23 protein-coding genes and 1 tRNA gene are annotated in these 25799 nt (G+C 69.5%); 14 read left to right on the top strand and 10 right to left on the bottom strand.

All coding sequences use genetic code 11. From position 1 onward, the window contains the following. The first annotated feature begins 53 nt into the window (after positions 1-53). The 10 genes from AC1DWP_RS01900 (at position 54) to AC1DWP_RS01945 (ending at position 11683) form a co-directional block, all read left to right on the top strand. Entirely contained in the window at positions 54-620 is a 567-nt protein-coding gene (locus AC1DWP_RS01900; RefSeq protein ID WP_477612754.1) for a hypothetical protein, read from the top strand. A gap of 14 nt (positions 621-634) precedes the next feature. Continuing rightward, positions 635-1495: a prolipoprotein diacylglyceryl transferase gene (lgt, locus tag AC1DWP_RS01905; RefSeq protein ID WP_477612755.1), complete on the top strand. Its 861-nt coding sequence runs from the start codon at positions 635-637 to the stop codon at positions 1493-1495. A 138-nt stretch (positions 1496-1633) separates the two neighbouring features. Continuing rightward, a complete protein-coding gene (gltB, locus tag AC1DWP_RS01910; protein ID WP_477612756.1) occupies positions 1634-6178 on the top strand; it encodes a glutamate synthase large subunit in 4545 nt (1514 codons plus the stop codon). Then, positions 6171-7625 (top strand): glutamate synthase subunit beta, encoded by a 1455-nt coding sequence (locus AC1DWP_RS01915; protein ID WP_477612757.1) that lies wholly within the window; start codon positions 6171-6173, stop codon positions 7623-7625. The genes gltB and AC1DWP_RS01915 overlap by 8 nt, the downstream gene beginning before the upstream one ends. A 93-nt stretch (positions 7626-7718) precedes the next feature. Further along, positions 7719-9170 (top strand): pyruvate kinase, encoded by a 1452-nt coding sequence (gene pyk / locus AC1DWP_RS01920; RefSeq protein WP_477612758.1) that lies wholly within the window; start codon positions 7719-7721, stop codon positions 9168-9170. 102 nt (positions 9171-9272) lie between these two features. Then, positions 9273-9355 (top strand) — tRNA-Leu (locus AC1DWP_RS01925). A 243-nt stretch (positions 9356-9598) separates the two neighbouring features. Continuing rightward, positions 9599-10603 (top strand): C1 family peptidase, encoded by a 1005-nt coding sequence (locus AC1DWP_RS01930; protein WP_477612759.1) that lies wholly within the window; start codon positions 9599-9601, stop codon positions 10601-10603. A gap of 39 nt (positions 10604-10642) precedes the next feature. Then, positions 10643-10855 (top strand): hypothetical protein, encoded by a 213-nt coding sequence (locus AC1DWP_RS01935; RefSeq protein WP_477612760.1) that lies wholly within the window; start codon positions 10643-10645, stop codon positions 10853-10855. Positions 10856-10886: 31 nt separating this feature from the next. Next, positions 10887-11318, top strand: a complete 432-nt coding sequence (locus AC1DWP_RS01940; protein ID WP_477612761.1) for a hypothetical protein — start codon at positions 10887-10889, stop codon at positions 11316-11318. Between the two features lie 5 nt (positions 11319-11323). Then, positions 11324-11683, top strand: coding sequence for a protease inhibitor I42 family protein (locus AC1DWP_RS01945; protein ID WP_477612762.1), 360 nt, complete (start codon positions 11324-11326; stop codon positions 11681-11683). Here the strand turns inward: AC1DWP_RS01945 and AC1DWP_RS01950 are convergent. From AC1DWP_RS01950 to AC1DWP_RS01985, 8 genes are all read right to left on the bottom strand, one after another. Continuing rightward, positions 11644-12375 carry an AfsR/SARP family transcriptional regulator gene (locus AC1DWP_RS01950; protein WP_477612763.1) on the bottom strand — a complete coding sequence of 244 codons (732 nt, stop codon included), beginning with the start codon at positions 12373-12375 and terminating at the stop codon, positions 11644-11646. The genes AC1DWP_RS01945 and AC1DWP_RS01950 overlap by 40 nt on opposite strands. A 192-nt stretch (positions 12376-12567) precedes the next feature. Next, positions 12568-12867, bottom strand: a complete 300-nt coding sequence (locus tag AC1DWP_RS01955) for a three-helix bundle dimerization domain-containing protein (protein WP_477612764.1) — start codon at positions 12865-12867, stop codon at positions 12568-12570. Between the two features lie 51 nt (positions 12868-12918). After that, on the bottom strand, positions 12919-14919 hold the full coding sequence (locus tag AC1DWP_RS01960; protein ID WP_477612765.1) for a DUF6541 family protein: 2001 nt from the start codon (positions 14917-14919) through the stop codon (positions 12919-12921). Further along, positions 14916-15644, bottom strand: a complete 729-nt coding sequence (locus AC1DWP_RS01965; RefSeq protein WP_477612766.1) for an ABC transporter ATP-binding protein — start codon at positions 15642-15644, stop codon at positions 14916-14918. Before AC1DWP_RS01965 ends, AC1DWP_RS01960 begins: the two co-directional genes overlap by 4 nt. A gap of 2 nt (positions 15645-15646) precedes the next feature. Continuing rightward, on the bottom strand, positions 15647-16522 hold the full coding sequence (locus AC1DWP_RS01970; protein ID WP_477612767.1) for an ABC transporter permease: 876 nt from the start codon (positions 16520-16522) through the stop codon (positions 15647-15649). Next, positions 16519-18486: a glycosyltransferase gene (locus AC1DWP_RS01975; protein ID WP_477612768.1), complete on the bottom strand. Its 1968-nt coding sequence runs from the start codon at positions 18484-18486 to the stop codon at positions 16519-16521. Before AC1DWP_RS01975 ends, AC1DWP_RS01970 begins: the two co-directional genes overlap by 4 nt. Beyond that, positions 18483-19676 (bottom strand): UDP-galactopyranose mutase, encoded by a 1194-nt coding sequence (glf, locus tag AC1DWP_RS01980; RefSeq protein WP_477612769.1) that lies wholly within the window; start codon positions 19674-19676, stop codon positions 18483-18485. The genes AC1DWP_RS01975 and glf overlap by 4 nt, the downstream gene beginning before the upstream one ends. Further along, entirely contained in the window at positions 19673-20572 is a 900-nt protein-coding gene (locus tag AC1DWP_RS01985; protein WP_477612770.1) for a glycosyltransferase, read from the bottom strand. Before AC1DWP_RS01985 ends, glf begins: the two co-directional genes overlap by 4 nt. A 167-nt stretch (positions 20573-20739) precedes the next feature. Here AC1DWP_RS01985 and glfT1 point away from each other — a divergent pair, with 167 nt between their 5' ends. After that, entirely contained in the window at positions 20740-21681 is a 942-nt protein-coding gene (gene glfT1 / locus AC1DWP_RS01990) for a galactofuranosyltransferase GlfT1 (RefSeq protein WP_477612771.1), read from the top strand. A 37-nt stretch (positions 21682-21718) separates the two neighbouring features. Here the strand turns inward: glfT1 and AC1DWP_RS01995 are convergent, their stop codons facing one another. Further along, positions 21719-22678 (bottom strand): sulfotransferase family 2 domain-containing protein, encoded by a 960-nt coding sequence (locus AC1DWP_RS01995; RefSeq protein ID WP_477612772.1) that lies wholly within the window; start codon positions 22676-22678, stop codon positions 21719-21721. Between the two features lie 322 nt (positions 22679-23000). On the opposite strand from AC1DWP_RS01995, the gene AC1DWP_RS02000 reads away from it, so the two are divergent. Then, positions 23001-23402: a hypothetical protein gene (locus AC1DWP_RS02000; RefSeq protein WP_477612773.1), complete on the top strand. Its 402-nt coding sequence runs from the start codon at positions 23001-23003 to the stop codon at positions 23400-23402. A gap of 66 nt (positions 23403-23468) precedes the next feature. Here the strand turns inward: AC1DWP_RS02000 and AC1DWP_RS02005 are convergent, their stop codons facing one another. Further along, positions 23469-24284 carry a hypothetical protein gene (locus tag AC1DWP_RS02005; RefSeq protein ID WP_477612774.1) on the bottom strand — a complete coding sequence of 272 codons (816 nt, stop codon included), beginning with the start codon at positions 24282-24284 and terminating at the stop codon, positions 23469-23471. 344 nt (positions 24285-24628) lie between these two features. Here AC1DWP_RS02005 and AC1DWP_RS02010 point away from each other — a divergent pair, with 344 nt between their 5' ends. Then, complete coding sequence (locus AC1DWP_RS02010) at positions 24629-25240, top strand: ANTAR domain-containing response regulator (RefSeq protein WP_477612775.1); 612 nt, start codon at positions 24629-24631, stop codon at positions 25238-25240. Between the two features lie 2 nt (positions 25241-25242). Then, positions 25243-25773, top strand: coding sequence for an N-acetyltransferase family protein (locus AC1DWP_RS02015; protein WP_477612776.1), 531 nt, complete (start codon positions 25243-25245; stop codon positions 25771-25773). Positions 25774-25799: the final 26 nt, after the last annotated feature.

A 25799-nucleotide genomic window follows, 5' to 3' on the forward strand; every position in this document is an offset into this window, starting at 1 on the left:
CGCCGAGGCAGGCGCGTGCCGTCGCGACCTACAGCGACCCCAGCGTGTACCGCGTGGGTCCCACCCAGCTCCGACGGCTCGTCGACGCGCTGGATCCGGACTCGTCCCAGCGGGTCATCCTGGCTGATGGCCGGGTCACGCGGGCCGAGGTCGAGGGTGCCTGGGAGGACTATGCCCAGTGCCTGCGGGCCGCCGGATTCGGGGTGACGACGCCGGTCTGGGACCCGGTCACCACCACGACTCGGATCTTCACGTACGCGCGGACCGGCGCCGCGGCGACCGCCACAGGGACGACCACAGCGACCTCGGCGCCGACGACCGGCGTGCTGAGCAAAGGGGAGGCCGAGAGGGTCGACGCCTGCGAGGAGAGCCACTGGTTCCCGGCATCGGCAGTCTATGCAGCCGATACGCCGCCCCACATGGACCCGCCTCTGGCGTCCGCTGTCCAGACGTGCATGGTCGGGCGCGGATACGACGTGCGTGGCATCACCGACTTCGGTGGCATCGTCGGGGCAGTGCGGGGGCAGGCTCGAGGGGAGCGGGTGGAAGCTGGCCGGGACTGCCTCGCGACGGCGTTGGCTCATCTGTACCCCGACCTGCCGTACTTCCCGCGTCCCTGACTGGATAGCCTCCAGTGGTGCCCTACTACCTGCCCAGCCCGACCTCGGGAGTGTGGCACCTCGGCCCGTTCCCGATCCGGGCCTATGCCCTGTGCATCCTCGCGGGGATCGTCGTGGCCGTCTGGATCACGGGTCGGCGGCTCGTCGACCGCGGTCACGCCACGGAGAAAGCCGTCGACATCTCCGCCTGGGCGGTCCCCTTCGGCATCATCGGTGGCCGGCTCTACCACGTCATCACGACCCCGGACCCGTACTTCGGCGAGGGCGGCCACCCGCTCAAGGCGCTCTACATCTGGGAGGGTGGGCTCGGCATCTGGGGCGCCATCGCCCTCGGAGCACTGGGGGGCTGGATAGGGGCACGTCGCCACGGCGTCCCGTTCCTCGACTACATCGACGCCGCTGCCCCCGGGGTGGCCGTGGCCCAGGCCCTCGGCCGGTGGGGCAACTGGTTCAACAACGAGCTCTACGGCCGCGCGACCGACGTCCCGTGGGGCCTGACCATCCACGAGTGGGACCAGTCCGCCGGTCACGCGGTGCGGGACGCGAGCGGCAAGGCCGTGGTGCTCGGCACCTACCAGCCCACGTTCCTCTACGAGTCGCTGTGGTGCCTCCTGCTCGCCCTGGTGCTGGTGTTCGCAGACCGCCGCTGGGCGCTGCGCAAGGGACAGCTGTTCGGCCTCTACGTGGTGGGGTACCCGTTGGGCCGGATCGTCTTCGAGCTGATGCGCAGCGACCCCGCGCACACAATCCTCGGCGCGCGCGTCAACGTGTGGACGAGCATCCTGGTCTTCCTGATAGGCGTGGCCATCGTGTGGTTCGGGAGGCGCCGCGAGGTGGCCGTTCCGCGTGAGGCGACGTCTCAGCATACGGAATGAGGCGGCTCACATGGCGGGACAAACGGCACTCGGGCTATCCTTCCTGCAGCCGTGGCCAAGGCCGTCCACGCGCGTGACCTGGTGTGCCCAACTTGGGTTCCACAACGCACTTCTCCCCCCAAGGACGGTGACCCGAACGTGACCTCTGCGCGCTTCTCCGCCCAGCCCGCCGACACGGGCCTCTACCGCCGCGAGTTCGAGCACGACGCCTGCGGGGTCGCCCTCGTGGCGACGATGCGGGGGAGCGCAGGGCACGACATCGTCGACCACGCCCTCACCGCGCTGCGCAACCTCGACCACCGCGGCGCCACCGGCGCCGACCCGCTCGTGGGCGACGGCGCCGGCATCCTCACGCAGGTCCCGGACGCCTTCCTGCGTGCGGTGGTGGACTTCGACCTCCCCGTCCAGGGTGCGTATGCCGTGGGCATCGCGTTCCTGCCCGGCGACGAGGCCGAGCGTGCCCGGGTCGAGGCCCGGATCGAGGAGCTGGCCGTTGAGGAGGGGCTGACCGTCCTCGGCTGGCGCGACGTGCCGGTGGCCGCGGAGCTGGTCGGCCAGGCAGCGCGCGACTGCATGCCGTTCTTCCGCCAGCTGTTCGTCTCGGCGGCCGTGGGTCGGATGGTCGGCCTCGGCCTGGACCGCCTGGCGTTCTGCCTGCGCAAGAGGGCCGAGCGTGAGACCGACGTCTACTTCCCGTCCCTGTCGTGTCGCACGCTGGTCTACAAGGGCATGCTCACCACCGGCCAGCTCGAGCCGTTCTTCCCCGACCTGTCCGACCGGCGGTTCGAGACCCAGCTCGCGCTGGTCCACTCGCGCTTCTCGACCAACACGTTCCCCAGCTGGCCGCTGGCGCACCCCTACCGGCTGATCGCGCACAACGGTGAGATCAACACCGTTAAGGGCAATCGCAACTGGATGAGCGCGCGGGAAAGCCAGCTGGTCTCCGACGTCATCCCCGGGGACCTCGAGCGGCTGTTCCCCATCTGCACCCCGGAGGCGTCCGACTCGGCGTCCTTCGATGAGGCGCTCGAGCTGCTGCACCTCGGTGGCCGCCCCCTGCCCCACGCCGTCCTCATGATGATCCCGGAGGCGTGGGAGAACAACGAGGAGATGGACCCCGCCCGCCGGGCCTTCTACGAGTTCCACTCGACCTTCATGGAGCCGTGGGACGGTCCCGCCTGCGTGACGTTCACGGACGGCTCGCTCATCGGCGCAGTGCTCGACCGCAACGGACTGCGCCCGGGCCGCTACTCGGTGACCGACGACGGGCTCGTCGTGCTGGCTTCGGAGTCCGGGGTCCTGGACCTCGACCCGACCCGGGTGGTCCGCAAGGGCCGCCTCCAGCCCGGACGTATGTTCCTGGTCGACACCGAGCACGGCCGCATCGTCTCCGACGACGAGGTGAAGTCCCAGCTCGCCGCCCAGCACCCCTATGACGAGTGGCTGCACGCGGGCCTGATCCACCTCGACGACCTCCCCGAGCGCGAGCACATCGTGCACACGGCGGCGTCGGTCGCCCGCCGCCAGCAGACCTTCGGCTACACGCAGGAGGAGCTCAAGATCCTGCTCACCCCGATGGCCCGCACCGGGGGAGAGGCCCTCGGTTCGATGGGCACCGACACCCCGATCGCGGTGCTGTCGGACCGCCCCCGCCTGGTCTTCGACTACTTCACCCAGCTCTTCGCCCAGGTCACCAACCCGCCGCTGGACGCCATCCGCGAGGAGCTGGTCACCTCGCTCGGCACCGTCATCGGGCCCGAGGGCAACGCCCTGGCGGCCGGGCCGGCCCACTCCCGCCAGGTCGTTCTGCCGTTCCCCGTGATCGACAACGACCAGCTGGCCAAGATCGTCCACGTCAACGCCGACGGCGACCTGCCCGGCTACGCCACCCACGTGGTGCGCGGGCTCTACGACGTCACCGGTGGCGCGGCCGCGATGACGGCGCGCCTCGAGGAGATCTTCGGTGAGGTGTCCGCGGCGATCGCCGAGGGTGCCCGGTTCGTCGTGCTCTCCGACCGCGACTCAGGGCGCGACTACGCCCCCATCCCGTCGCTGCTGCTGACCTCCGCAGTCCACCACCACCTCATCCGCGAGAAGACCCGCACCCTCGTGGGCCTGGTCGTCGAGGCGGGAGACGTCCGCGAGGTCCACCACGTCGCACTCCTCGTCGGGTACGGCGCGGCGGCCGTCAACCCCTACCTCGCCATGGAGTCGGTGGAGGACCTCGTCCGCTCCGGCGCAATCGACGGCGTCACCTCTGAGCAAGCCGTCAAGAACCTCATCAAGGCCCTCGGCAAGGGCGTGCTCAAGGTGATGTCCAAGATGGGCATCTCGACCGTCGCGTCCTACCGCGGCGCCCAGGTCTTCGAGGCCCTCGGCCTGTCCCAGGAGCTCGTCGACCGCTACTTCACGGGCACCGTGAGCCAGCTGGGCGGAGTCGGCCTCGACGTCCTCGCCGCGGAGACCGCGGCCCGGCACGCCGCGGCATACCCGCCGGACGGGGTGCGACTGCCGCACCGCAAGCTCGGCGTCGGCGGCGAGTACCAGTGGCGGCGCGAAGGTGAGCCGCACCTCTTCGACCCCGACACCGTGTTCCGGCTGCAGCACTCGACGCGGCAGCGGCGCTACGACATCTTCAAGCAGTACACCGAGCGCATCGACGAGCAGTCCGAGCGGCTGATGACGCTGCGCGGCCTGTTCACGCTCGGAGGGGCGTCGCCGCGCCCCGCCATCTCGATCGACGAGGTCGAGCCGGTCAGCGAGATCGTCAAGCGGTTCAACACCGGGGCGATGTCCTACGGCTCGATCAGCCAGGAAGCCCACGAGACGCTGGCGATCGCCATGAACCGGCTCGGTGGTCGTTCCAACACGGGCGAGGGCGGCGAGGACGTCGACCGGTTGATGGACCCGGAGCGTCGGTCGACGATCAAGCAGGTGGCCTCCGGCCGCTTCGGGGTCACGTCGCTCTACCTCACGAAGTCCGGCGACATCCAGATCAAGATGGCCCAGGGCGCCAAGCCCGGCGAGGGCGGGCAGCTGCCCGGTCACAAGGTCTACCCGTGGATCGCCACGACGCGGCACTCGACGCCGGGTGTCGGCCTGATCAGTCCGCCGCCGCACCACGACATCTACTCGATCGAGGACCTTGCCCAGCTGATCCACGATCTCAAGAACGCCAACCCCGAGGCCCGGATCCACGTCAAGCTCGTGTCGGAGATCGGTGTCGGCACCGTCGCGGCCGGCGTCTCCAAGGCGCACTCCGACGTCGTGCTCATCTCCGGTCACGACGGCGGGACGGGCGCCTCGCCGCTCACCTCCCTCAAGCACGCCGGTGGGCCCTGGGAGATCGGGCTCGCCGAGACGCAGCAGACGCTGGTGCTCAACGGGTTGCGCGACCGCATCGTCGTCCAGTGCGACGGTCAGCTCAAGACCGGTCGTGACGTCATCATCGCCGCACTCCTCGGCGCAGAGGAGTTCGGCTTCGCCACGGCACCGCTGGTCGTGAGCGGCTGCATCATGATGCGGGTCTGCCACCTGGACACGTGTCCGGTCGGCATCGCGACCCAGAACCCCGAGCTGCGGTCCCGGTTCTCGGGCAAGCCCGAGTTCGTCGAGACCTTCTTCGAGTACGTCGCCGAGGAGGTCCGCGAGCACCTGGCGGCCCTCGGCTTCAAGAGCATCGAGGAGGCGATCGGCCAGGTCTCGGCGATCGACGCGACTCGCGCGGTCAACCACTGGAAGGCAGCCGGCCTCGACCTCTCGCCGATCTTCACCGACGTCGAAAGTCCTGACGGCTCGGCCCGGCGCAACACCACGACCCAGGACCACGGGCTCGAGAAGGCGCTCGACCACCACCTCATCACCATCGCCCGCGAGGCCCTCAACGACGGCACCCGGGTCACGGGTGACGTCGCGGTCCGCAACGTCAACCGGACGATCGGCACGCTGCTCGGTCACGAGGTCACGAAGGCCTACCCGGAGGGTCTGCCCGACGACACGATCAACCTCACCCTCAGGGGTTCGGCCGGTCAGTCGCTCGGTGCGTTCGTCCCGCGCGGGGTCACCCTGCGCCTGGTCGGGGACGCCAACGACTACGTCGGCAAGGGCCTCTCCGGTGGCCGGATCGTGGTCCGTCCCGACCGCGCGGCCCCGCTCCAGGCCGAGGCAAACGTCATTGCCGGCAACGTGATCGGCTACGGCGCCACCACCGGTGAGCTCTACCTGCGCGGCCTCGTGGGCGAGCGCTTCTGCGTGCGCAACTCCGGAGCCACCGCTGTCGTCGAAGGTGTCGGCGACCACGGCTGCGAGTACATGACGGGCGGCACGGTCCTCGTGCTCGGGCCCACCGGTCGCAACTTCGCCGCCGGAATGTCCGGGGGAGTTGCCTACGTGCTGGACCTCGACCCCGGGCGGGTCAACACCGAGCTCGTCGACCTGTCCGCCCTGCGGCCCGACGACGAGACGGTCGTGCGCGAGCTGCTGGGCAAGCACGTCGAGTGGACCGAATCGCCCGTCGCCGCAAGGCTGCTGGAGGAGTGGGACAGCGCAAGGACGCGCTTCACCCTGGTCCTTCCGCGCGACTACCAGCGCGTCCTGGACGTGCGCGCCGCCGCTGAGGCGGAGGGACTCGACGTCAACGGCTCCGAGGTCTGGGAGCGGATCATGGAGGCTTCCCGTGGCTGACCCCCAGGGCTTTCTCAAGACACGTGAGCGCGAGCTGCCGGCCCGCCGACCCGTGCCCGTGCGCATCCGGGACTGGAAAGAGGTCTACGAGGAGCAGGAGCTCGGACAGCTGCAGCGCCAGGCCGGTCGCTGCATGGACTGCGGGATCCCGTTCTGCCACAGCGGATGTCCGCTGGGCAACCTCATCCCCGAGTGGAACGACCTGGCCTGGAAGGGCGACTGGCGCGAGGCCATCGAACGGCTGCACGCCACCAACAACTTCCCCGAGTTCACCGGTCGGCTCTGCCCGGCTCCGTGTGAGACGGCCTGTGTCCTCGGCATCAACCAGCCTGCCGTGACCATCAAGCAGATCGAGGTCACGACGATCGACCGCGCCTTCGACGCCGGCTACGTCCAGCCCCAGGCCCCCGAACGCCTCTCGGGCAAGACGGTCGCCGTGGTCGGCTCGGGTCCAGCCGGTCTGGCCGCTGCCCAGCAGCTCACCCGCGCCGGCCACACGGTCGCGGTCTACGAGCGCGCCGACAAGCCTGGTGGGCTGCTGCGCTACGGCATCCCCGAGTTCAAGATGGAGAAGTCCGTCCTCGACCGCCGGATCGCCCAGATGGAGGCCGAGGGCACCCGCTTCCGCAGCGGGGTCGACGTCGGCGGCGACGTCACCGGCAAGCAGCTGCGCGACCGCTACGACGCCGTGGTCCTCGCCATCGGTGCGACGGTGCCGCGTGACCTGCCGGTCCCCGGCCGCGAGCTCGACGGCGTGATGCAGGCGATGGACTTCCTGCCGCCCGCCAACCGGGTGGCGCTCGGTGAAACCGTCGAGGGACAGGTCACCGCCGAGGGCAAGGACGTCATCGTCATCGGCGGCGGCGACACCGGGGCCGACTGCATCGGCACCTCCCACCGCCAGGGTGCTCGCTCGGTCACCAGCCTCGAGATCTTGCCGCAGCCGGGGGAGGAGCGCGTGGCGGGCCAGCCGTGGCCTACCTACCCGATGATCTTCCGCGTCGCCTCCGCGCACGAGGAGGGCGGCGACCGCGTGTATGCCGCGTCCACCAAGGAGGTCCTCGGCGAGGACGGCAAGGTGTCCGGCATCCGGGTCGTCGACGTGCGCATGGGCGACAAGGGTTTCGAGGAGGTCGAGGGCACGGAGCGAGTCCTTCCTGCCCAGCTGATCCTGCTGGCCATGGGCTTCCTCGGACCAGAGGGCCCCGGTGTCGTCGAGCAGCTCGAGGTCGAGCTCGACGAGCGCTCGAACGTCAAGCGCGACAAGGACTTCATGTCTTCGGTGCCCGGTGTCTTCGTCGCCGGTGACGCCGGTCGTGGACAGTCACTCATCGTGTGGGCCATCGCCGAAGGTCGGTCGGCCGCAGCAGGAGTCGACCGATTCCTCACGGGTGGCACCGCCTTGCCACGTCCCATCAACCCGAGCGACCGCCCCCTGGTCGTCTGAGGCTCGGTCGCAACGCGGCATACCTCCGCTGTGGGGTGTCCGCAGGGTGACCGGGGTCACGTTCGGGGGTTGCTGACCGATAGGGTCGTTGCCATGCGTCGCGCCAAAATTGTCTGCACCCTCGGCCCCGCAGTTTCCTCTCCCGAGCGCATCCGCGCGCTCGTCGAGGCGGGCATGGACGTGGCCCGGCTCAACCTCTCCCACGGCGAGTACGCCGACCACGAGAAGATCTACGAGGAGATCCGCAAGGCCAGCGACGAGACTGGTCACGCGGTCGGCATCCTGGTCGACCTCCAGGGTCCCAAGATCCGCACCACGCGGTTCAAGGATGGTCCGGTCGAGCTGGTCAACGGCGCCGAGTTCACCATCACGACGCGTGAGGTCGACGGGTCGCAGGCAGAGGTCGGCACGACCTACAAGGGTCTTCCGGGTGACGTGAGTCCTGGCGACGCGCTGCTGATCGACGACGGCAAGGTCGCCCTGCAGGCCGTTGAGGTCACCGACACCGACGTCCGCTGCATGGTGACCGTGGGCGGCATGGTGTCCAACAACAAGGGCATCAACCTGCCTGGCGTCGCGGTCTCGGTGCCGGCGATGTCCGAGAAGGACAAGGAAGACCTGCGCTGGGCCCTCGGGCTGCGCGCCGACATGATCGCGCTGTCCTTCGTGCGCTCGGCTGCCGACCTCGACGACGTCCACGCCGTGATGGACGAGGTCGGCGTCCGGTTGCCGGTCATCGCCAAGATCGAGAAGCCGCAGGCCGTCGACAACCTCGTCGAGATCATCGAGGCCTTCGACGGTGTGATGGTGGCCCGTGGCGACCTCGGCGTCGAGCTGCCGCTCGAAGAGGTGCCGATCGTCCAGAAGGAAGCCATCGAGATCGCGAGGCGCAATGCCAAGCCGGTCATCGTCGCCACCCAGGTCCTCGAGTCGATGATCGAGAACCCGCGCCCCACCCGCGCCGAGGCCTCCGACGCCGCCAACGCCGTCCTCGACGGCGCGGACGCCCTGATGCTGTCGGGGGAGACCAGCGTCGGCGCCTACCCGATCATCGCCGTGCAGACCATGGCCCGGATCATCGAGAGCACCGAGGAGCACGGCCTCGAGCGGATCCGACCGCTCGGCACCAAGCCGCACACGATGGGCGGCGCTGTGGCTGCGGCTGCCGTCGAGATCGGTGAGCTGCTCGGCGCCAAGTTCCTCATCACCTTCAGCCAGTCCGGCGACACGGCCAAGCGGATGTCCCGCATCCGCCCGCGGATCCCCATGCTCGCCTTCACCCCGGAGCCACACACCCGCTCTCGACTCGCGCTGGCCTGGGGCATCGAGACCTACCTCGTCCCGATGGCCAGGCACACCGACCAGATGGCCCAGCAGGTCGACAAGTCGCTGCTCGCGTCCGGTCGCGCCAAGGAGGGGGACCTCGTCGTCATCGTCGCGGGATCGCCTCCCGGCATCCCTGGGTCCACCAACGCGTTGCGCGTGCACAAGATGGGTGACGCCATCAACAAGGTGGCACCGGCCTACGAGGACCTCGCCGACTGACGTGGTGCGGGGGCACGGCCTGCCGACCCACGACAGGCCACGGCCACGTTCGGTATGCCGCGTGCTCACCGCTATCCTTTCGGAGGCCGCTGACGTGGCCGCGCCGAAGTGGTGGAATGGCAGACACGGAGCACTCAAAATGCTCTGCTCGAAAGGGCGTGCGGGTTCAAGTCCCGCCTTCGGCACCCCTTGACCTGCACAACAGCGCACCCTTGAGGGCTGCGCCGACAACCCCGCCCGGGATCTCGGAAAACGGGTTGACGCAGGAGTGACGCCTCCGTGACGGCCCGTCTCGTTGACTGACAGTCGACCGACGTACCCGTGTGAGGTGGGACATGGCGAAGAACGAACCAACTGTTAGTCAGATTCAGGCCGCGATCAAAGCAGATGGTCTCTCCTGGCAGGCTGAGGAGAACTTCCTGACAGAGATGTCCACGGAGGAGCGGCGCGGTTACCTTGGGGTCATCGTCACTCCCGAGGAGATGGCCGCCTTGGAGGCGGAAACCCAGGGCTACGCGGCGCAGGAGATGTCGGCTTTCGGGGCAGGAGTCGGTGCTCCGACCGCGGTCGACTGGCGAACCGGGGGGTACGTGACCTCGGTGAAGAACCAGGGCGGCTGTGGTTCCTGCGTCTCGTTCTGCACCTGTGCCGTGATCGAGTCCGGAGTCCGCATCAAGCTGAACAACCCGGCCTACGCGATCGACCTGTCCGAGGCGTTCCTGCAGTTCTGCGGCGGTGGTAGCTGTAACGGCTGGGGTCTGACCTCAGGTTTGTCGTTCGCGCAGAGCACCGGGGTCACCGACGAGGCATGCATGCCCTACCAACCGCAGAACATGAACTGCGGGGCCAGCCGGTGCAGCGACTGGCAGAACCGCCTGACCAAGATCTCCGGTTTCACCGGCTACGGAACCATGGCGGCGCGCAAGGAGGCCGTAGCCAAAGGTCCGGTCCTCGCGGGGCTGGAGGTGTGGAGCGACTTCTTCGCCTACAACGGGACGTCGGTGTACGTGAAGTCCTCCGCCGCCACGAGGCTGAACCCTCCTGGCTACCACTGCATCTGCGTGGTGGGTTACGACGACAACCAGCAGTGCTGGATCGTCAAGAACAGCTGGGGCACCACGTGGGGAGCCCAGGGCTTCGGCCGGATTGGATACGGGCAAACCGATCTCCTCATCGACTCGAGCTGGTCCTTCTACTCCGCTGACGTGAGCGTCGGCCCGGTGTACCAGAGCACCAAGGTGACCCAGGTGTACGCCAGCCGGGACGCACAGAACGCGTGGGCACACTTCCCGGGGCTCGGGTGGCGTCGTATCCAGCCCGGTGCGGCCGACGGGGTCACGAACGTGCACGCAGTCCTGACCGAGGCGGCCGCCAAGAACCTGACGGTGACCGTGCTCGTGGACGGCTCACAGATCTACCAGGTGTACCTGTAGGCCGCGAAAGGCTTACGAGACTGAGGAGGAATGGGTTTCATGTGGACGAACATCAATCAGGTCTATGCCAGCCGAGACGCACAGAACGCGTGGGCGCATCTTGCCGGGACCAACGCCTGGCACCGTATCCTCACGGGTAGCGCCGACGGCGTGACCAACGTGTTCCTCATCCTGACGGCTGCCAAGGCGAACAACCGACAGGCATACGTCGTCCGAGACGGTAGCGGCAACATCGTGCAGGCGTACCTGTGAGGTATGCCCTGACGCATCGGAAGGATTCGTCGTGAGCTCCGAAGTCACCATCACGATCAGCGTCGGCGCCGGGCAGGTCGAGTCGACCTCGATGGCCACGGCCGACACGGGTGCAGGACCAGCCCCCGCCGCGCTCGAGGATCTCCAAGCGGCCGGGACCGGCGAGACCCCGTCCCCGCTCGAACCGGCGGAGTTGGCCGGGGCTCGTGGCGAGGTCACGTCCTCCGGCGACGCCCTGCCCACGCCGATGCCCGTCGAACAGCTGAGCGCGGGCAGCGCGGCTGCCGCCCCGCCACCTTCCGACGACCCGTCCCTGGCGGGAGTCGGCGGCGGCGGCGCACCGGGCGGCGCTCCCGCACCGCTGTCGGTGGACGACCTGCAAGCCGCGGTGTCGGCGGCCACGGAGGCCGATGACGAGACGGCACCCAGGTCCCGGGCCAAGCCGAGAGCGTCCAAGCGATAGGGCAGATGGCGCAGATCGAGCTGGGGGCGGTTGACGACGGGCGCAGCATCGTCGTCGAGCTCGGCGACGAGCTCGTCGTGGTGCTGGAGGAGAACCCGACGACCGGGTACCGCTGGACGGTTACTGGGGTGGGCGGCGTCGTCGGGATGGTCGACGACGGGTACGCACGGACTCTGTCGGAGCCGTTGCCCGCCGAGCCCGTCTTCGGACGAGGTGGAGCGCGGGAGTTCCGTCTGGCGGCCTTGTCGACGGGCGTCGCCACGCTCAGGTTCGTCCTCCGACACGAATGGGAAGAGGACGAGGACGACACCGGGGCAATTGCCCGCTACAGCGTGACCGTCGAAGTCGTTGAACGGCGGACTTGACCGCGCGGCAGCCCGATTCGCAGGGCGGGGGACGGCTCAACCCCCAGCTCACGCTGCAGACGTCCTCGAAACGACTCGTACTGGTTCACGGCGTCGATGACGTTGCCCTCCAACAGGTACACCTCGATCAGGGCAGCGTTCGCGGTCTCACGCAACGGTTCTGCACGCACGGCTTCGAGGGCGAGCTGGAGCGCCGTCGCCCGGCGGTGGCTTCGCGCCATCACCACGGCCGTGTGCTCCAGGGCGCGCAGGCGGAGCTGGCTGAGCCGTTCCCTCTCGAGCACGATCCAGTCGTCGTACCACCCGGGCAGGAGCTCGCCGGGCCACAGGATCTCGAGTCGCTCTGAGATCCACTGCTCGTCGATGACCTGCTCGCGCAGCAGCCGAGTCACGAACCATTCCTGTTGCCGACTGTCGACCGTCATGGTCTGTGCGGTCGTGAGGGACATCCCCTCCTGGGCGATCGACCCTGGCAGGATGCGGTTCATCCGCCAGATGCTCGTGCGCAGGCTGGCCAGCGCCTGGCATTCGGGAACCTCGGGCCACAGGGTGCCGGCTACCACGCAACGATGTGCCGGACCCTTGAGCGCGAGGAACGCCACGAGCCGCTGCATGCCCTGAGGCAGGCCGATGCGAGCGTCGGCATCGTGCAGGACGAACCCCTGCAGCAGCTGAAGGCGCATCCCGGCCATCGGAACCCCCTCATGCCGGTCCGGAAGTCCAGTGAACGTCAACATCCACGTTCGCTGGCAAATGCATGATATTCCGCCAGAGCGGTCTCGTACTCGCTCAAATGACGTAACGGACCTGACCGGGCCGGACCACGGCATCCTGGATCGGGGCAACCAGGCGCATCAGTGCGACTTCCGCGTCAGCCCGGTGGCTCAGGCTGAGGTGAGCTCGCCCCGGGCCTGACGTGCTCGCGCAGGGGACGAGGAGCCGGACGTCAGGGCGCGAAGGCGATCCATACTCGCCCGCTCGACGAGGAGCGGCACGTAATCTCGAACGGGGCCATCGAGCGAGGCATGGACCTCGATGACAACGGACTTCACTGTCATCGGGTCCACCGTGGGAAACCGAGAGGCGAGCGTTTCACGTACGTGCTCGAGGGCTTGTGCCTCGTCAACCCCGGACATGAAGCGTAGGTTCCTCCGGTCTCGTCCCGCGCGCAAGAGCCAGTCCATCGGAGCCCTCAGCTCTGGCCCGAAGACGGCTCGCGAACCTGATCGCCGGGCTCAGGAGCAGGCCGTCACCCGGTAGAGCGTCAGTCTTCCCCCGGAGGCAACCGGCACAAAACCTGGGTGGCCCTCGACCTCCAGCCCTGGATAGCGGGTCTGCCGGCGGTCGCCCTTCCAGAACTCGATCGGTCCGTCGATCACGTAGCTGACGTCGAGTCGATGCACCGCAGCGCACACGGCCGGGCTCTCGGCCGCCTCGTTCAGGCTCTTGGCCAGCAGCAGCCGGTCTGGGTCCCACGCCCCGCCCACGTGTGGAAACACGGTCGCGCGGTTGCCGAGAGGGGCCGCCAGGGGCGAACCGTTCCACGGGTTGCCCGCTATCCGCACGTCTGACGGCACCAGCTGCGGCAGGCGCACGAGCATCGACCTCTCCGCTGGTCCCGCCAGGGACTGTCCGTGGTACCAGTTGCCGACAACACGGCCGTTCGCACCGGCATACATCCCCATGGTGAGCGCGGCCAGGACCAGGGCCATCGGACCGACGACGGCCTGCGGCGTCAAGCGGCGCGCGCGCGGCGTGGCCCGGCCGACCGCAATGACGCCGGCGGTCGCGCACCACTCGAGGCCGACTGCCGCGAGTGGCACAGCGGTGATGCCGAGAAGCCCTGCGAAGCGGAACGAGTCGTCGTACCAGGGGCCGCTGAGGGCGCGGGCGAGCCTGCCGTCGCTGCCGGACACGAGGACGAACGCCGCTCCGGCCGCGGCATGGGCGAGGACCAGCCAGCGCAGGCGTGGCTTTCGCGAGGCGACGGCACAGCCCAGGAGGACCAGGGTGGCGGCGAGCCACGGGACCGGACTCCTCATCGGAGCTGCGAGGGCCCACTCGCCTGCCGCCTGGGCGAGCGTCTGCCGCGCTGGCCAGCTGGTGCCGCGCGTCGCCGCGAAGACGGGTGAGAACGCCACGAACCAGAGGTCCGCCCCGACCAGGGCCGAGGCCGCACCCGCGGCCGTCAGCCGTCTCCGAGGACCGGCCCCGTCGCCGAGGCCCCATCTGCCCAGAGCCGCCAGGGCCATCACGGTGAGGTAGAGCATCGCACTGGGCACCGCGTTGGGATGCGCGAGCGCGACGCCCGGGAGCGTTGCTGCTCCCAGGGCCAGGGCGCGCATGCCGTCGAGCCCGTCAAGGTCCCGCGGTGACCTGGGGAGCAGGACAGCCACCCCGCAGGCGAGTACCGAGGGCAACAGGGCGTTCGCGAGGGCGTTGGGCCACAACGTGCCGTAGGACAGAAGAAGGTACGGCGAGGCACCGAAGGCGGCGGACAGCACCCCAGCGGCGAACAGCACGCCGGGACGATCCCCGACGAGCTGACGTGCGAGGAACACGCATCCGAGCGGCCAGACGACGGTTGCGATCGCGATCGAGACGCAGTTCACCGCCACCACCACGTGGGCTCCCGAGACCTGGGCCACCAGGGCCACGACGTCATGCCACGCGGCTGGGTAGAAGGCGGCCGAATGCCCTGGCGCCGACACGCTGCCCAACGTCAACGACGATGCGTCCCCGGTGTGCAGCACCCGCCAGACCGCGCTCAGGTGAAAGAGGGCGTCGAAGGTCTGCGGGAAGACCTCAGGTCGGCCGATCCCACGAACGACGGCAACCGCGGCGCACGTCCCCCCGATCGCTGCCCCGGCGATGCCTGACGCCGTCGCGAAGCGCTCGCTCCCGAGGTGCCTGGTCCCGAGGTGCCCGGTCCCGAGGTGCCCGGTCTGGAGCCGCGCGGTCGCGCGCGTCCTACCCGCGGGGAGCAGGCGCGCTGCGAGGAGAACCGCGGCGGCCGCGGCCGTCGTCGCAACGGCTACCGCCGGCACGCCAAAGGGGACGCCCACGAGTTCGCACACGACTGCCGTGAGCGCCACAGTCGTCACCGACAGGGGCGACGCCATCCCGAGAGCCGCGTTCCCGCGCAACCCTGCCGCGAGGGCGACCAGGAGGCCGGGAAGGACGAGGACGCAGGCGGCCGCGAGCACTGCTGGCGCTGCGTCGGCCCAGCCGGTCAACCGCGGACCCGCATGGTCTCGACCGCGGCGCTCACCGGGCCATCGGCCAGGACGCGACCACTGTCGAGGACCACGCCCCTGGTGCACAGCCGTTCGACCAGCGGCAGGTCGTGGCTGACCACGACGAGGGTGCGACCCTCGGCGCTCAGTCGGGCAATGCGATCGAGGCACTTGGCCCGGAATGCCTCGTCACCCACGGCGAGGATCTCGTCGACCAGGAAGACGTCGGGTTCGGTGTGCACAGCCACCGCAAAAGCGAGCCGGAGGAACATCCCCGACGAGTAGAAGCGGACCTGGGTGTCGAGGAAGGGGCCGATGTCGGCGAAGTCCACGATGTCGTCGAACCGGGCCGCGATCTGCGCGCGCTCCACCCCCAGGATGGAGGCGTTGAGGTACACGTTCTCCCGACCAGTGAGGTCAGGGTGGAAGCCGGCTCCGACCTCGAGCAGACCGGCCAGCCGACCCCGCACGCGGACCTGTCCGCTGTCGGGAGCCATGACACCAGCCATGAGCTTCAGCAGGGTCGACTTGCCGGACCCGTTGCGGCCCAGGAGGGCCACCGTCTCCCCCTGGTTGATGGTGAGGTCGAGGTGGTGCAGGGCCGTGAAGTCATCACGTCGGGCCCGACCCTGCAGGGCCCACACCACGCTCTCCTTCAGTGAGTGGGTGTGCCGGAGCCGGAAGTGCTTCGAGATCCCGTCGACCTCGACGGCGCTGGTCGTCACGGTCACAGCTCCTGGGCGAAGCGGCCGGCCAGCCGCCGGAACACCCACGCCCCCAGCACCACGAGCGATGCCGATAGAGCAAACGCGAGGAGGGTCCGGGAGGCCAGGTCGGGCGGCAACGTCGCGCCGTTGCCCGGAGATGCGTTGGCCCAGGTGCCCCGGTGCACGAGCTCGACCGCCACGGTGAGCGGGTTCGCCTGGTAGATGCCGAACCACACGGAGTCGGAGCCGAGCAAGTCGGCGACGCGCTGCCAGGGGTAGAGAACCGGACTCATCCAGACCAACACCATGAGCACCATGTCGACGACGTTCTCCACGTCACGAAAGAGCACGTTGACCGCCCCGAGCAGCAGCCCCAGGCCGAGCGCCAGCAGGGCGGCGAGGGCGAGTCCCGCCCCGAGTGCGACCACCCCGACAAGGTCGGGGGACCAGCCTGCCACGAAGGCTCCGACGACCAGCACCAGCAGCTGGGGCCCCAGGTGAACCCCGGCCACGCAGAGGCTCGAGACCGGGAAGAGCTCGCGGGGCAGGTAGATCTTGCGGACGAGGTCGGCGTTGACGACGACCGACCGGGTCGCGTTCCCCACGGCCTCGCCGAACGCAGTGATCACGACCAGGCCGCCGAAGAGGTAGACCGCGTAGTCACCGATCGTGGTCTGGCGCAGCAGCAGTCCCAGGCCCACGAAGTACACGCCGAACTGCACGGCGGGCTTGACGTAGGACCAGCCCAGACCGAGCACAGACGCCCGGTAGCGCACCCGGAGCTCCTTGCGAACCAGGAGGCCGAGCAGGAATCGTCGCCCCGCCACCTCGCGCAGGCCACCTCCGCGACCCTGGACGACCAGCGGGGTGTCGGCGGCGATGGCGACCGCGGTCACCGGTCGGCCTCGTGATCGGGCAGAGGCAGGTCGAGGGTCTTGCGCCAGGCGTCCTGGCCCACGAGGTCCGGGAGGGCAGCGCGGTACTCGGCCGCGAGCCGCGGCCACTCACGCAGGAGCTGCTGGTGCACCTGAGTCGCCCTGCGGGCCGCAGCCAGAGACCGGGCGCGGTCACGCCGATGCCACGAGACGCCGGTCCCGTCGGTCGTCGAGACGAGCGCGGAGTCCAGCCGGGAGAGCGTCCACCAGCCGGCATCGGCGGCGGGGACCTCGCGTTCGGGCTGCTGCCGTGCGCCCGCCGGCACTGCTGTGAGCTGCCGGGCCAGGCCGACGAGAGCGGTGGTCAGGGTCGCAAGCTGGCTGGTGGGCTTCTCGGTCCGGGGGTCGCGCTTGCGCGGCTTGGCCGCGCGGACCTGCGCGAAGGCCTTGGCATCCGGCGCCACCCGCGCGTCGTCGAAGCCCGAGCGGGCTTCTCGGACCTCACCGAGCCGTGACGGCAGGCTCGGGTGGAGGTCCTCGGGGCCTGCCAGCACGTCGAGGAGGGCTTGCTCGCGCAGGTGCGCTGCCGAGTACTGCATGGCCATGAGGTGCTTGAGCTGGATGGCAAGGCTTTCACGCACCATCCGGCCACCATGGTCGAACGGCGAGTGGAGCAGCGCTGCGATGAAGCGATTCCGCGCGTGGAAGTAGGCCTGCCAGTCGACCGAGTCGTCCTTGTCGGTCCAGGGGACGTGCCACACCGCTGTCCCGGGAAGCGAGACGGTCGGGTAGCCGGCTTCCGCGGCGCGCAGGCCGAACTCCGCGTCGTCCCACTTGATGAAGACGGGCACGGACAACCCCACGTCGCGAAGTACCGCGGTCGGGATGAGGCACATCCACCAGCCGTTGTAGTCCGCCGCGGCACGACGGTGGAGCCACGGCGTGGAGCGCAGGTTGGAGTGCGAGAGGTCGTGGTCATGCTCGGTCGCGGGGGCTGGAGTCCATCGGAACTGCCAGGGGGAGACCCGCTCTGCGAACGCGTGCAGGACCGACCGTTCGTACATCGAGAACATGTGGCCGCCGACCACCGTGGGCGCACGCGCGAAGTCCGCGAAGACGGCGGCACGGGCGATGCCTTCGGGCTCACAGACGACGTCGTCGTCGAGGAGGAGCACGTAGTCGCTGCGACCCACGTCGAGGGTCTCGAGCATCGCGCGCGCAAAGCCACCGGACCCGCCGAGGTTCTGCTGCTCGAGCACCCGCAGTCGGCCGCCCAGGGACGCCGCTGCCGCCGGAAAGCCCCGGTCGTGGCGCACCTGCTCCGAGCCCTGGTCCACCACGATGACTTCGTCCACCACGTCGGTGAGCTGGTGGTCGGCGGCGAGCTGGGCGAGGAGCGCGCTGCAGTAGGCGGGGCGGTTGAAGGTGGTGATTCCAACCGTGACCGTGCCACGGGGCGCTTGGCGGGAGCCAGGCTCGGTTTGGCCGGCAAGCCACTCCGCAGCGTCGAGCACGAGGTCCTCGCGGCCGGCCACGAGGTCGAACCAGTACCAGCCACCGTCGCCGAACGCATTCAGTGGCAGCGGGATCGACAGCGTCGACTGTCCTGTCAGCGTGTGCGCGCTGACGCGGGCGACGCTGCCTCGCGCCGATGACCGGTAGACGATCAGAGTCCCGTTGCCGGTGGTGCGCACGTCGAGCCGCACCGACTGCAGGACGCTCCACCGCCGCCAGTACCCCGCCGGGAAGGCGTTGAAGTAGGTGGCGAAAGAGGTCCGCGTACCGTGGCCGAGGCGATAGGACCGTCGGCCCAGCACCTGGTCCGGGCTCTGGTCAAAGGGGACAGGCAGCACTGTCTCGCCGTCCTCGACCGCGACCGGCACCTGCTGACCGTCCACGTACAGCGGCAGGACGTCGAGGTCCCCGTCGGTGGGAAACACCACCCTGGCGAGCACCCGGTCGCCGGCGGGAGGCCCCGCGGTCATACCGACACCTCGACGACGGAGCGGCGAGGCGACCGGCCGCGCCCGTGCACCAGCTCGTCGAGGTCGTCGACGAGGCGCAACGCCGAGGCGATCGCCATGTGCATGTCGAGGTACTGATAGGTCCCCAGCCGACCGCCGAACCACACCGAGCTGCGCCGTTCCTGCTCTGCGAGCTCTCGGTAGGCCAACAGCCGGTCACGGTCCTCAGGGGTGTTCACCGGGTAGTAGGGCTCGTCGCCGGGCCCGGCCCCGCGCGACCGTTCGCGGACGATGACGGTGCGGTCCGTGCGGTAGTCGCGCTCCGGATGGAAGTGACGGAACTCCAGGATTCGGGTGAAGTCGACGTCCGCATCGGCGTAGTTGACCACCGGTGCTCCTTGGAAGTCGCCGACGGGAAGCACCTCCCTCTCGAAGTCCAGAGTGCGCCAGCCCAGCGCCCCGTGGACGTCACCGAAGTAGCGGTCGACCGGTCCCGTGTAGACGACGGGCACGTGGCCCCGAACGGCGTTGCGGGACAACGGATGCCCCTCGGCCAGGAAGTCCGTCTCGAGGTGCACGGAGATGCGCGGGTGGTCGGCCATCCGACTCAGCCACGCGGCATACCCGTCGAGGGGTAGTCCCTCGTAGCGGTCGTTGAAGTAGCGGTTGTCGTAGGTGTAGCGGACGGGGAGGCGGCTGATCACCTCGGCGGGCAGGTCCCGCGGATCGGTCTGCCACTGCTTCGCGGTGTAGTCGCGGATGAACGCCTCGTAGAGGGGGCGGCCGATGAGGGACACCGCCTTCTCCTCGAGGTTCGCGGGCTGCCCGGTCACCTCGGCCGCCTGCCGTGCGACGAGGGCGCGAGCCGACTGCGGCCCGTGGTTGGCGCGGAAGAACTGGTTGAGGGTTCCGAGGTTGATGGGCAGCGGGTACACCTCCCCGCGGTGCACGGTCCAGACCCTGTGCTGGTATGCCGTGAAGGCGGTGAACCTGTTGACGTACTCCCACACCCGCTCGTTGGACGTGTGGAAGAGGTGGGCACCGTAGCGGTGCACCTCGATCCCCGTGTCCGGGTCGGTCTCGCTCCAGGCGTTGCCGCCGGGGTGGTCGCGCCGGTCCACGATCGCGACGTCGAGGCCACGCTCTGCGGCCTGTTCGGCGACGGTGAGACCGAACAGACCCGCCCCGACGACGACGAGGTCGGCCCTCACGCGTGCTCCCGTGTCGCGCGGGGACGGAGAACCGTCGACGTCACCTCGCCGAGCAGGAGCTCCGGCGAGCTCCCCGCCTCGGTCGTGAACCGGTTGCGGTACAACGACTTGCGAAGTCCTACGGGGATCACCCGGTAACCGCCCCGGATCGCGACGTTGCGCAGCATCTCGGCCCGGGTTGTGAAGCCCTCACGTCGCAGCCGCCGCTGCAGCCCCAGCTCAGAGCGCAGCAGCCGCATCCCCCCACGACGTCGGTAGGACCCGGCGTCCACTCTGTAGAGGACCAGCGGCTCCGGCACGTTCGCCACCACCGAACCCGACTCGATCATCCGGGTGAACAACCAGTAGTCCTCCAGCAACGGCAGCTCGCGGTAGCCCCCTGCCTGGAGCACCGCCGACCGCCGGTAGACCACCGTGGGGTGGTTGAACGGGCTGCGCAGTCGCGCCTCGGTGGCGATCTGCGCCGGGTCGGTCGGGGGGATCCTGAGCAAGCCGTCCGTCGGTGTCGCCTCGCCGAACTCGCGCATCCCGCTACCGACCAGGTCTGCGCCCGCCTCGATGACGGGGATCTGGACGGCAAACCGGTGCGGCAGGCTGATGTCGTCGGCGTCCATCCGGGCCACCACCTCGTGGGTGCAGGCCGAGAGGCCGCACTGGAGGGCCTGGGACAGTCCCACGTTGTGCTTGAGGCGCAGCCGGCGCACCGGCACCGGGCTGGTTGACTCGAGCCGTTCCAGCGCAGAGGCCAGCTCGGGGCCGACGTGCCCGTCCTGGACCACCACGACCTCCGAGGGTCGCAGCAGCTGTTCCTGCACGGTGCTCTGGAAGGCTCTCGCCAGGTGGTCAGCGCGGTCACCACGGTAGACGGGCAGGAGCAGGGAGAAGGGGATGCTCACGACGACGACGGTAGGCAGCCAGACCAACGAGATGGTGAACTCGACGCGTCGCGCGGATGGACCCCGGGCCAAGGCCCCTACCGCGCGGCCGAGTCGACACCGCGGGTGCATCCGGCGTTCACCCGCGAGCCGCCAGCCGGGCCGTCGCGACTTCTAGCGTTGGGTGGGTGAGGACCGAGGTACCTGCCCGCCAGCCATGGGTGGCCTGCGTCATCGTGACGCGCGACAGGGCAGCCCTCCTGCGAGCGTGCCTCGAGGCCGTTGCCTCGCAGCAACGACGACCCGACCACCTCATCGTCGTGGACAACGGCACGGAGCCCGGTGCCGCCGATGCCCTTGCTGCGACTGGGATCCCGCACACCCTGCTCCAGTCCGAGACGAACCTCGGTGGGGCCGGCGGCTACGCGTACGGCGTGTTGACCGCACGCGCTCTGGGCGCCGACTGGGTGTGGCTCGCCGACGACGACGGACGACCGGGGTCCAGGTGGACGTTGGGTCGACTGCTGGCCTGCGCTGCCGATCATCGTCTCGACGTGGTTTCCCCCCTGGTCGTCGACCAGGACGACCCGGACCGACTCGCGTTCCCCCTGCGGAGGGGTCTCCGGTGGATCCGGCAGCGCGGGGAGCTGGGAGACGATGTCCTCGTGCCCAACGTCGCCAACTTGTTCAACGGCGCCCTGTTCTCGGCCCGAGCCGTTGACGCGGTGGGTGTGCCTGACCCGCGGCTGTTCGTCCGCGGTGACGAGGTCGAGATCCACCGGCGGCTGAGGCGTAGTCAGCTCCGTTTCGGCACCTGCCCACCCGCGACCTACCTCCATCCCCAGGGCCACGATGACTGGGCGCCCATCCTGGGTGGACGGCTCACTGTCCTGGTTCCCCGTGACCCGGTCAGGCGGGCAGGCACGTTCCGCAACCTCGGGTACCTCACGGCGCAGCCCGGTCTGCGTTGGCGGCGCTGGCCTGATGAAATGCGGTACCTCTGGTACTTCCTGGTGCAACAGCACGACCCGACCGGTTGGCGCGCCTGGCGCCGGTCGAGCCGGGCAGGGCGGCGGGAGCTCTTTGCCTCGCCATCCGGCTCCGGCTCGCGACACACCGCCTTCGTGTAGTCCGGACGCAGCTGGTGCGTCGAGCTAGGGGGCGCCGTCAGGCCCCGATCGCCCTGTTGAGCGACGACGACAACGCAGTGCGCAGCGAACGGTGCGGACCGGCCCGGTTCGGACGCCCGTGTGCAGCGCGGTGGAGGACCTCGGCGCGGACGTTGTGCTCGATCTCCCGGTTGAGGATCCCGAGCATGGCGTCGCTGAGAGTCCCGTTCAGCCTCACCTCAGTGGGGTCCAGGCCGAGGAAGCCGTAGTCCTCCGCGTAGAGGTCATGGATTCGTTGCACGGTCCGCGGGTCGACCATCGAGAGGTCGACGTCGATGGGGGAGTCGTTGTCGTGGCCGACGTCGCAGAGCTCGGCGCCCTCGGTGGCAAGGCGACCGCGAAGCCACTCGATGGTCTCGCCCAACCGGTCGGTGCGTCCGACGTGGTCGAAGCGGGTCAGGTCGCGGCGCAGCAGCTCGTACTGCGACACGAGGTGCACATCACGGTGGACGAGCGCGGGGTTCGCATGGAGGTGCGCCACGAGCTCGTCGAGGTCTGCGAGTACGTCGTCCACGCGCTCGAACCGTCGCAGGCCGGGGTCCGGCAACCCGAGCCTGGCGCGATAGTAGGGAGCCCGGACGAGGTACTTGCTGGACCAGGTGGTCAGGAGGCGTTCGACGGGGTGGCGTACCACCGTGAAGACGTGGCGGAGGCCGGTGCCCATCAGGCGTTCGTATGCCGCGTCGTCCAGTGAGTCGACCATCGGTCGGCCGCCCGCGTCCCCGTCCCAGATGGTCTGGCTCACGAGCGACTCCTCGCCGAGCGAGTCGACGAAGGCGCCCGGGAAGGGGACGCCCGCGGAACGGGTGAGAGCCACGTTCAACGAGGTCCCGGCGGCCTTGGGTACGGAGATGTACAGGAGCCGCCACCCAGGGTGCAGGAAGGCCAGGCCGTTGTACTTCCTCACCCACTCGGTGAAGGTCGGGCTTTCCCTGGTCGCACCTGTCGCGTGGGTCACGGTGACACGATCGCGGGCGAAGGTGTGGGCCAGGTGACTCTCGGCGCCGAGTGAGGTTGCGAGAGGGAGAACGCTGAGAGTCCAGGGCCCGGCAGCAGGTGGCGATGACCGGACCAGGGCCAGTTCCACAGCGGCAACGCCGACGCAGGACGCAGAGGACCCGATCGGGCGACTCGATGCTCGTCCCTTCAGTCAACGCAAACGACCTGATCTGCCGTGTAGTGCGCTGTTCCGGCTTCCACCGGGGGCAGGACGCACCACGATGGGGCGAACGTCCCATCCAGAGTGGAAGAGACCCTTCCACGTCCACGCAGGGAGCACCATGGGGAACGAGCTCGGCATCGTCATCGAAGAGCGGCTGCGAGAGAAGGGATGGTCCCTTTCTCAGTTCACGCTCGAGAGCGGACTGAGCCCGGAGGTCGTCGCAGACCTCGTGGGGGCGGAGCAGCTGGCTGCCATGCCCGACGAGTCGACGCTCTCGATGCTCGCCAAGACCCTTGACCTGACCTACCGTCAGCTCGTCGTTGCTGCCGGCGTTGCGTGTGGTCTGCCGAAGAACCAGGAGGGTGAGCCCACGTTCGTCCTGCGGTTCGTGTCGAACCAGGAGCTGGTCAACGAGCTGCGTCGCCGACTCGTGCGAGGTCGGAACACCGGCGACGGGCGTCAGCGGCGGCTGAGCCACCTCGCGCTGATGCAGACCGCCCTGGTCAGCGAAGCGAGCTGACCCCGCTGGACATCCACCGCGAGTCGCCCCCTGTCGGCGCCCCAGCGAGGGGATGACGTCCGACGGCTATCTCCAGCCGGTCGTGTGGACGGCGCACCGGCGGGGGTCGGGGTCGCTGCCTCGCCTGACGACCGTCCGGACCGCCCAGCGGATGCGACGGCGAGTCAGGAGCAGGAGGACCCCGACCCAGAGAGCGATGGCCCAGCCCTGGGGTCCTCGCGGCGGGACGGGCGGTGGGGGATACGCGCCGTCGAACAGACCCGCAGCCTGTTCGAAGTGGTTCTCCGAGCCCGGGTACAGGGTCTCGTCGACGAGGTAGAGCACCGGCAGCAGGCTGATCCCGCCGACGATGGTGCACACGGCCCACTGGTCGACGTGACGTGACTCGTGTTCGGCGACGCCGCGGGCCCGCACGGCGTTGATGCGCGGCACCGGGGAGGCCAGGAACACCTCGCCGACCATGCTTCCCATGTGCTCCCCTGCCTGCGGCACGAACGCCAGCGTGATGGGCGGGTCACCGACGCTGCACAGGCCTTGCCCACGGACTTCCGCGAACCCCAGTGCAAGCCCGCTCACGGGAGCCGTCATGGCGGAGCGGACCGTCGACCACAGTGGCGGCGGCCTCGGAGCGCGCGGGTCGATGACCCGACGCCCCTCCGCGATCGAGGTGTCGGCGGCGCAGGCGGGGAGCTCACGCGCCCGCTGGGAGACCCGCAGCCCGAACCCAGCGACCGCGAGGAGCGCCAGGACCATGGTCACGCCGAGCAGCCGTCGATGCCGGGCCTGGCACAGGTCACAGGCGAGGACGCGGCGCGGGCGCAGCGAACGGGTGCGAGGGAGCACGAGGAAGAGCCCCAGGAGGCCGCCGCCCAGGAATGCCACGAGCATCCACACCACGCGCATCGACGCAGAGGTCGGTCGGCGCCGGGGATGGGGAGGGCGCCGGGGATGGGGAGGGCGCCGGGCACGGCGACGTGGACGGGCTGTCTCAGCCACTCCGTCCTCCAACTGCCATGCCTCCGGCAGCCGGACCGCAGCGGACGGGGACACCCGGGCACCGCCGGGGTCGTCTCCATCATCGCCCCTCGCCGCGTCTCAAACCAGAGCGGGTAGCGTCCGGGCGAGGACCGCATCGCGCAGGCCGGCACGCGGCATACCAAGCCTCGACGAACGGCGGCGGCGCCTCCCGCAACGTGCCGTTAACGCGAGTCCCCTAGGCTTTCTCCGTGAGCCAGACCGAAACCGCGAGCCCCCCGCCTTCCGCACCCACCCGCATCCTGGTGGCGGAGGACGAAGCCCTCATCCGCCTCGACCTGGCCGAGATGCTCGTCGAGGCCGGCTACGAGGTGGTCGGGCAGGCCAGCAACGGTGAGCAGGCCGTCGAGATGGCCACCGAGCTGACCCCTGACCTGGTCATCATGGACGTCAAGATGCCGGTCATGGACGGCATCACGGCAGCCGAGCAGATCGGGGCCGCTCGCATCTGTCCGGTCGTCATGCTCACCGCATTCAGCCAGACCGAGCTCGTCGAACGGGCCCGTGATGCGGGCGTGATGGCCTACATCGTGAAGCCGTTCACCGCCTCCGACCTCTCGCCTGCCATCGACATCGCGCGGCACCGCTGGACCGAGGTCAAGGCGCTCGAACAGGAGATCTCCGACCTGGGCGAGCGGCTGGAGACCCGCAAGTCGGTCGACCGCGCCAAGGGTGTGCTCATGAAGAAGCTCAAGATCACCGAGGCCGAGGCGTTCCGCTGGATCCAGAAGACGGCGATGGACCGGCGCCTCGGCATGCGCGAGGTCGCCGAGGCCGTCGTTGCCGGGATGGACAAGGCCTGACCGTGGGCGTGGAGGTACGCCGGGCGGATCCGGCCGACTCCGGGGTGCTGGCCGAGGTGGCAGCAGCGACGTTTGCGCTGGCCTGTCCGCCGCACACGACGCAGCAGGCGATCGACACGTTCATCGCGAACGTGCTGTCGCAGGACTGTTTCGAGGGCTACCTCGCCGACCCGCACCGCGACCTGTTCGTCTCCGTCGACGGTGACAGGGTGACGGGGTACGCGATGGTGGTGAACGGTGAGCCCACGGATCCGGACGCGCGAGCCGCCCTCACGCTGCGACCGACGGCGGAGCTGAGCAAGATCTACGTCCTGCCCGACCACCACGGTGCCGGCACGAGCCGGCTGTTGATGCAGGCTGCCATGGACGCCGCGCGGGCACGGGGTGCGGTCGGGGTGTGGCTGGGGGTCAACCAGGAGAACGAGCGCGCCCAGAAGTTCTACGGCAAGAGCGGCTTCGCCAGGGTCGGGACCAAGCGGTTCCTCGTGGGGGACCGCTACGAGAACGACTACGTCTTCGAGCGTGCCCTGTGAGGACGCTGCACCCGGACCGGCGCGGA

The organism is Pedococcus sp. P2_F6 (assembly GCF_056403675.1).

What these genes read in the sequence shown, in the direction of transcription:
- pyk (WP_477612758.1), top strand. Translation starts at nt 7,719, where the DNA reads ATGCGTCGCGCCAAAATTGTCTGCACCCTCGGCCCCGCAGTTTCCTCT.
- AC1DWP_RS01930 (WP_477612759.1), top strand. Translation starts at nt 9,599, where the DNA reads ATGTCCACGGAGGAGCGGCGCGGTTACCTTGGGGTCATCGTCACTCCC.
- AC1DWP_RS01935 (WP_477612760.1), top strand. Translation starts at nt 10,643, where the DNA reads ATGTGGACGAACATCAATCAGGTCTATGCCAGCCGAGACGCACAGAAC.
- AC1DWP_RS01945 (WP_477612762.1), top strand. Translation starts at nt 11,324, where the DNA reads ATGGCGCAGATCGAGCTGGGGGCGGTTGACGACGGGCGCAGCATCGTC.
- AC1DWP_RS01950 (WP_477612763.1), bottom strand. Translation starts at nt 12,375, where the DNA reads ATGGCCGGGATGCGCCTTCAGCTGCTGCAGGGGTTCGTCCTGCACGAT.
- AC1DWP_RS01955 (WP_477612764.1), bottom strand. Translation starts at nt 12,867, where the DNA reads ATGGACTGGCTCTTGCGCGCGGGACGAGACCGGAGGAACCTACGCTTC.
- AC1DWP_RS01975 (WP_477612768.1), bottom strand. Translation starts at nt 18,486, where the DNA reads ATGACCGCGGGGCCTCCCGCCGGCGACCGGGTGCTCGCCAGGGTGGTG.
- AC1DWP_RS02000 (WP_477612773.1), top strand. Translation starts at nt 23,001, where the DNA reads ATGGGGAACGAGCTCGGCATCGTCATCGAAGAGCGGCTGCGAGAGAAG.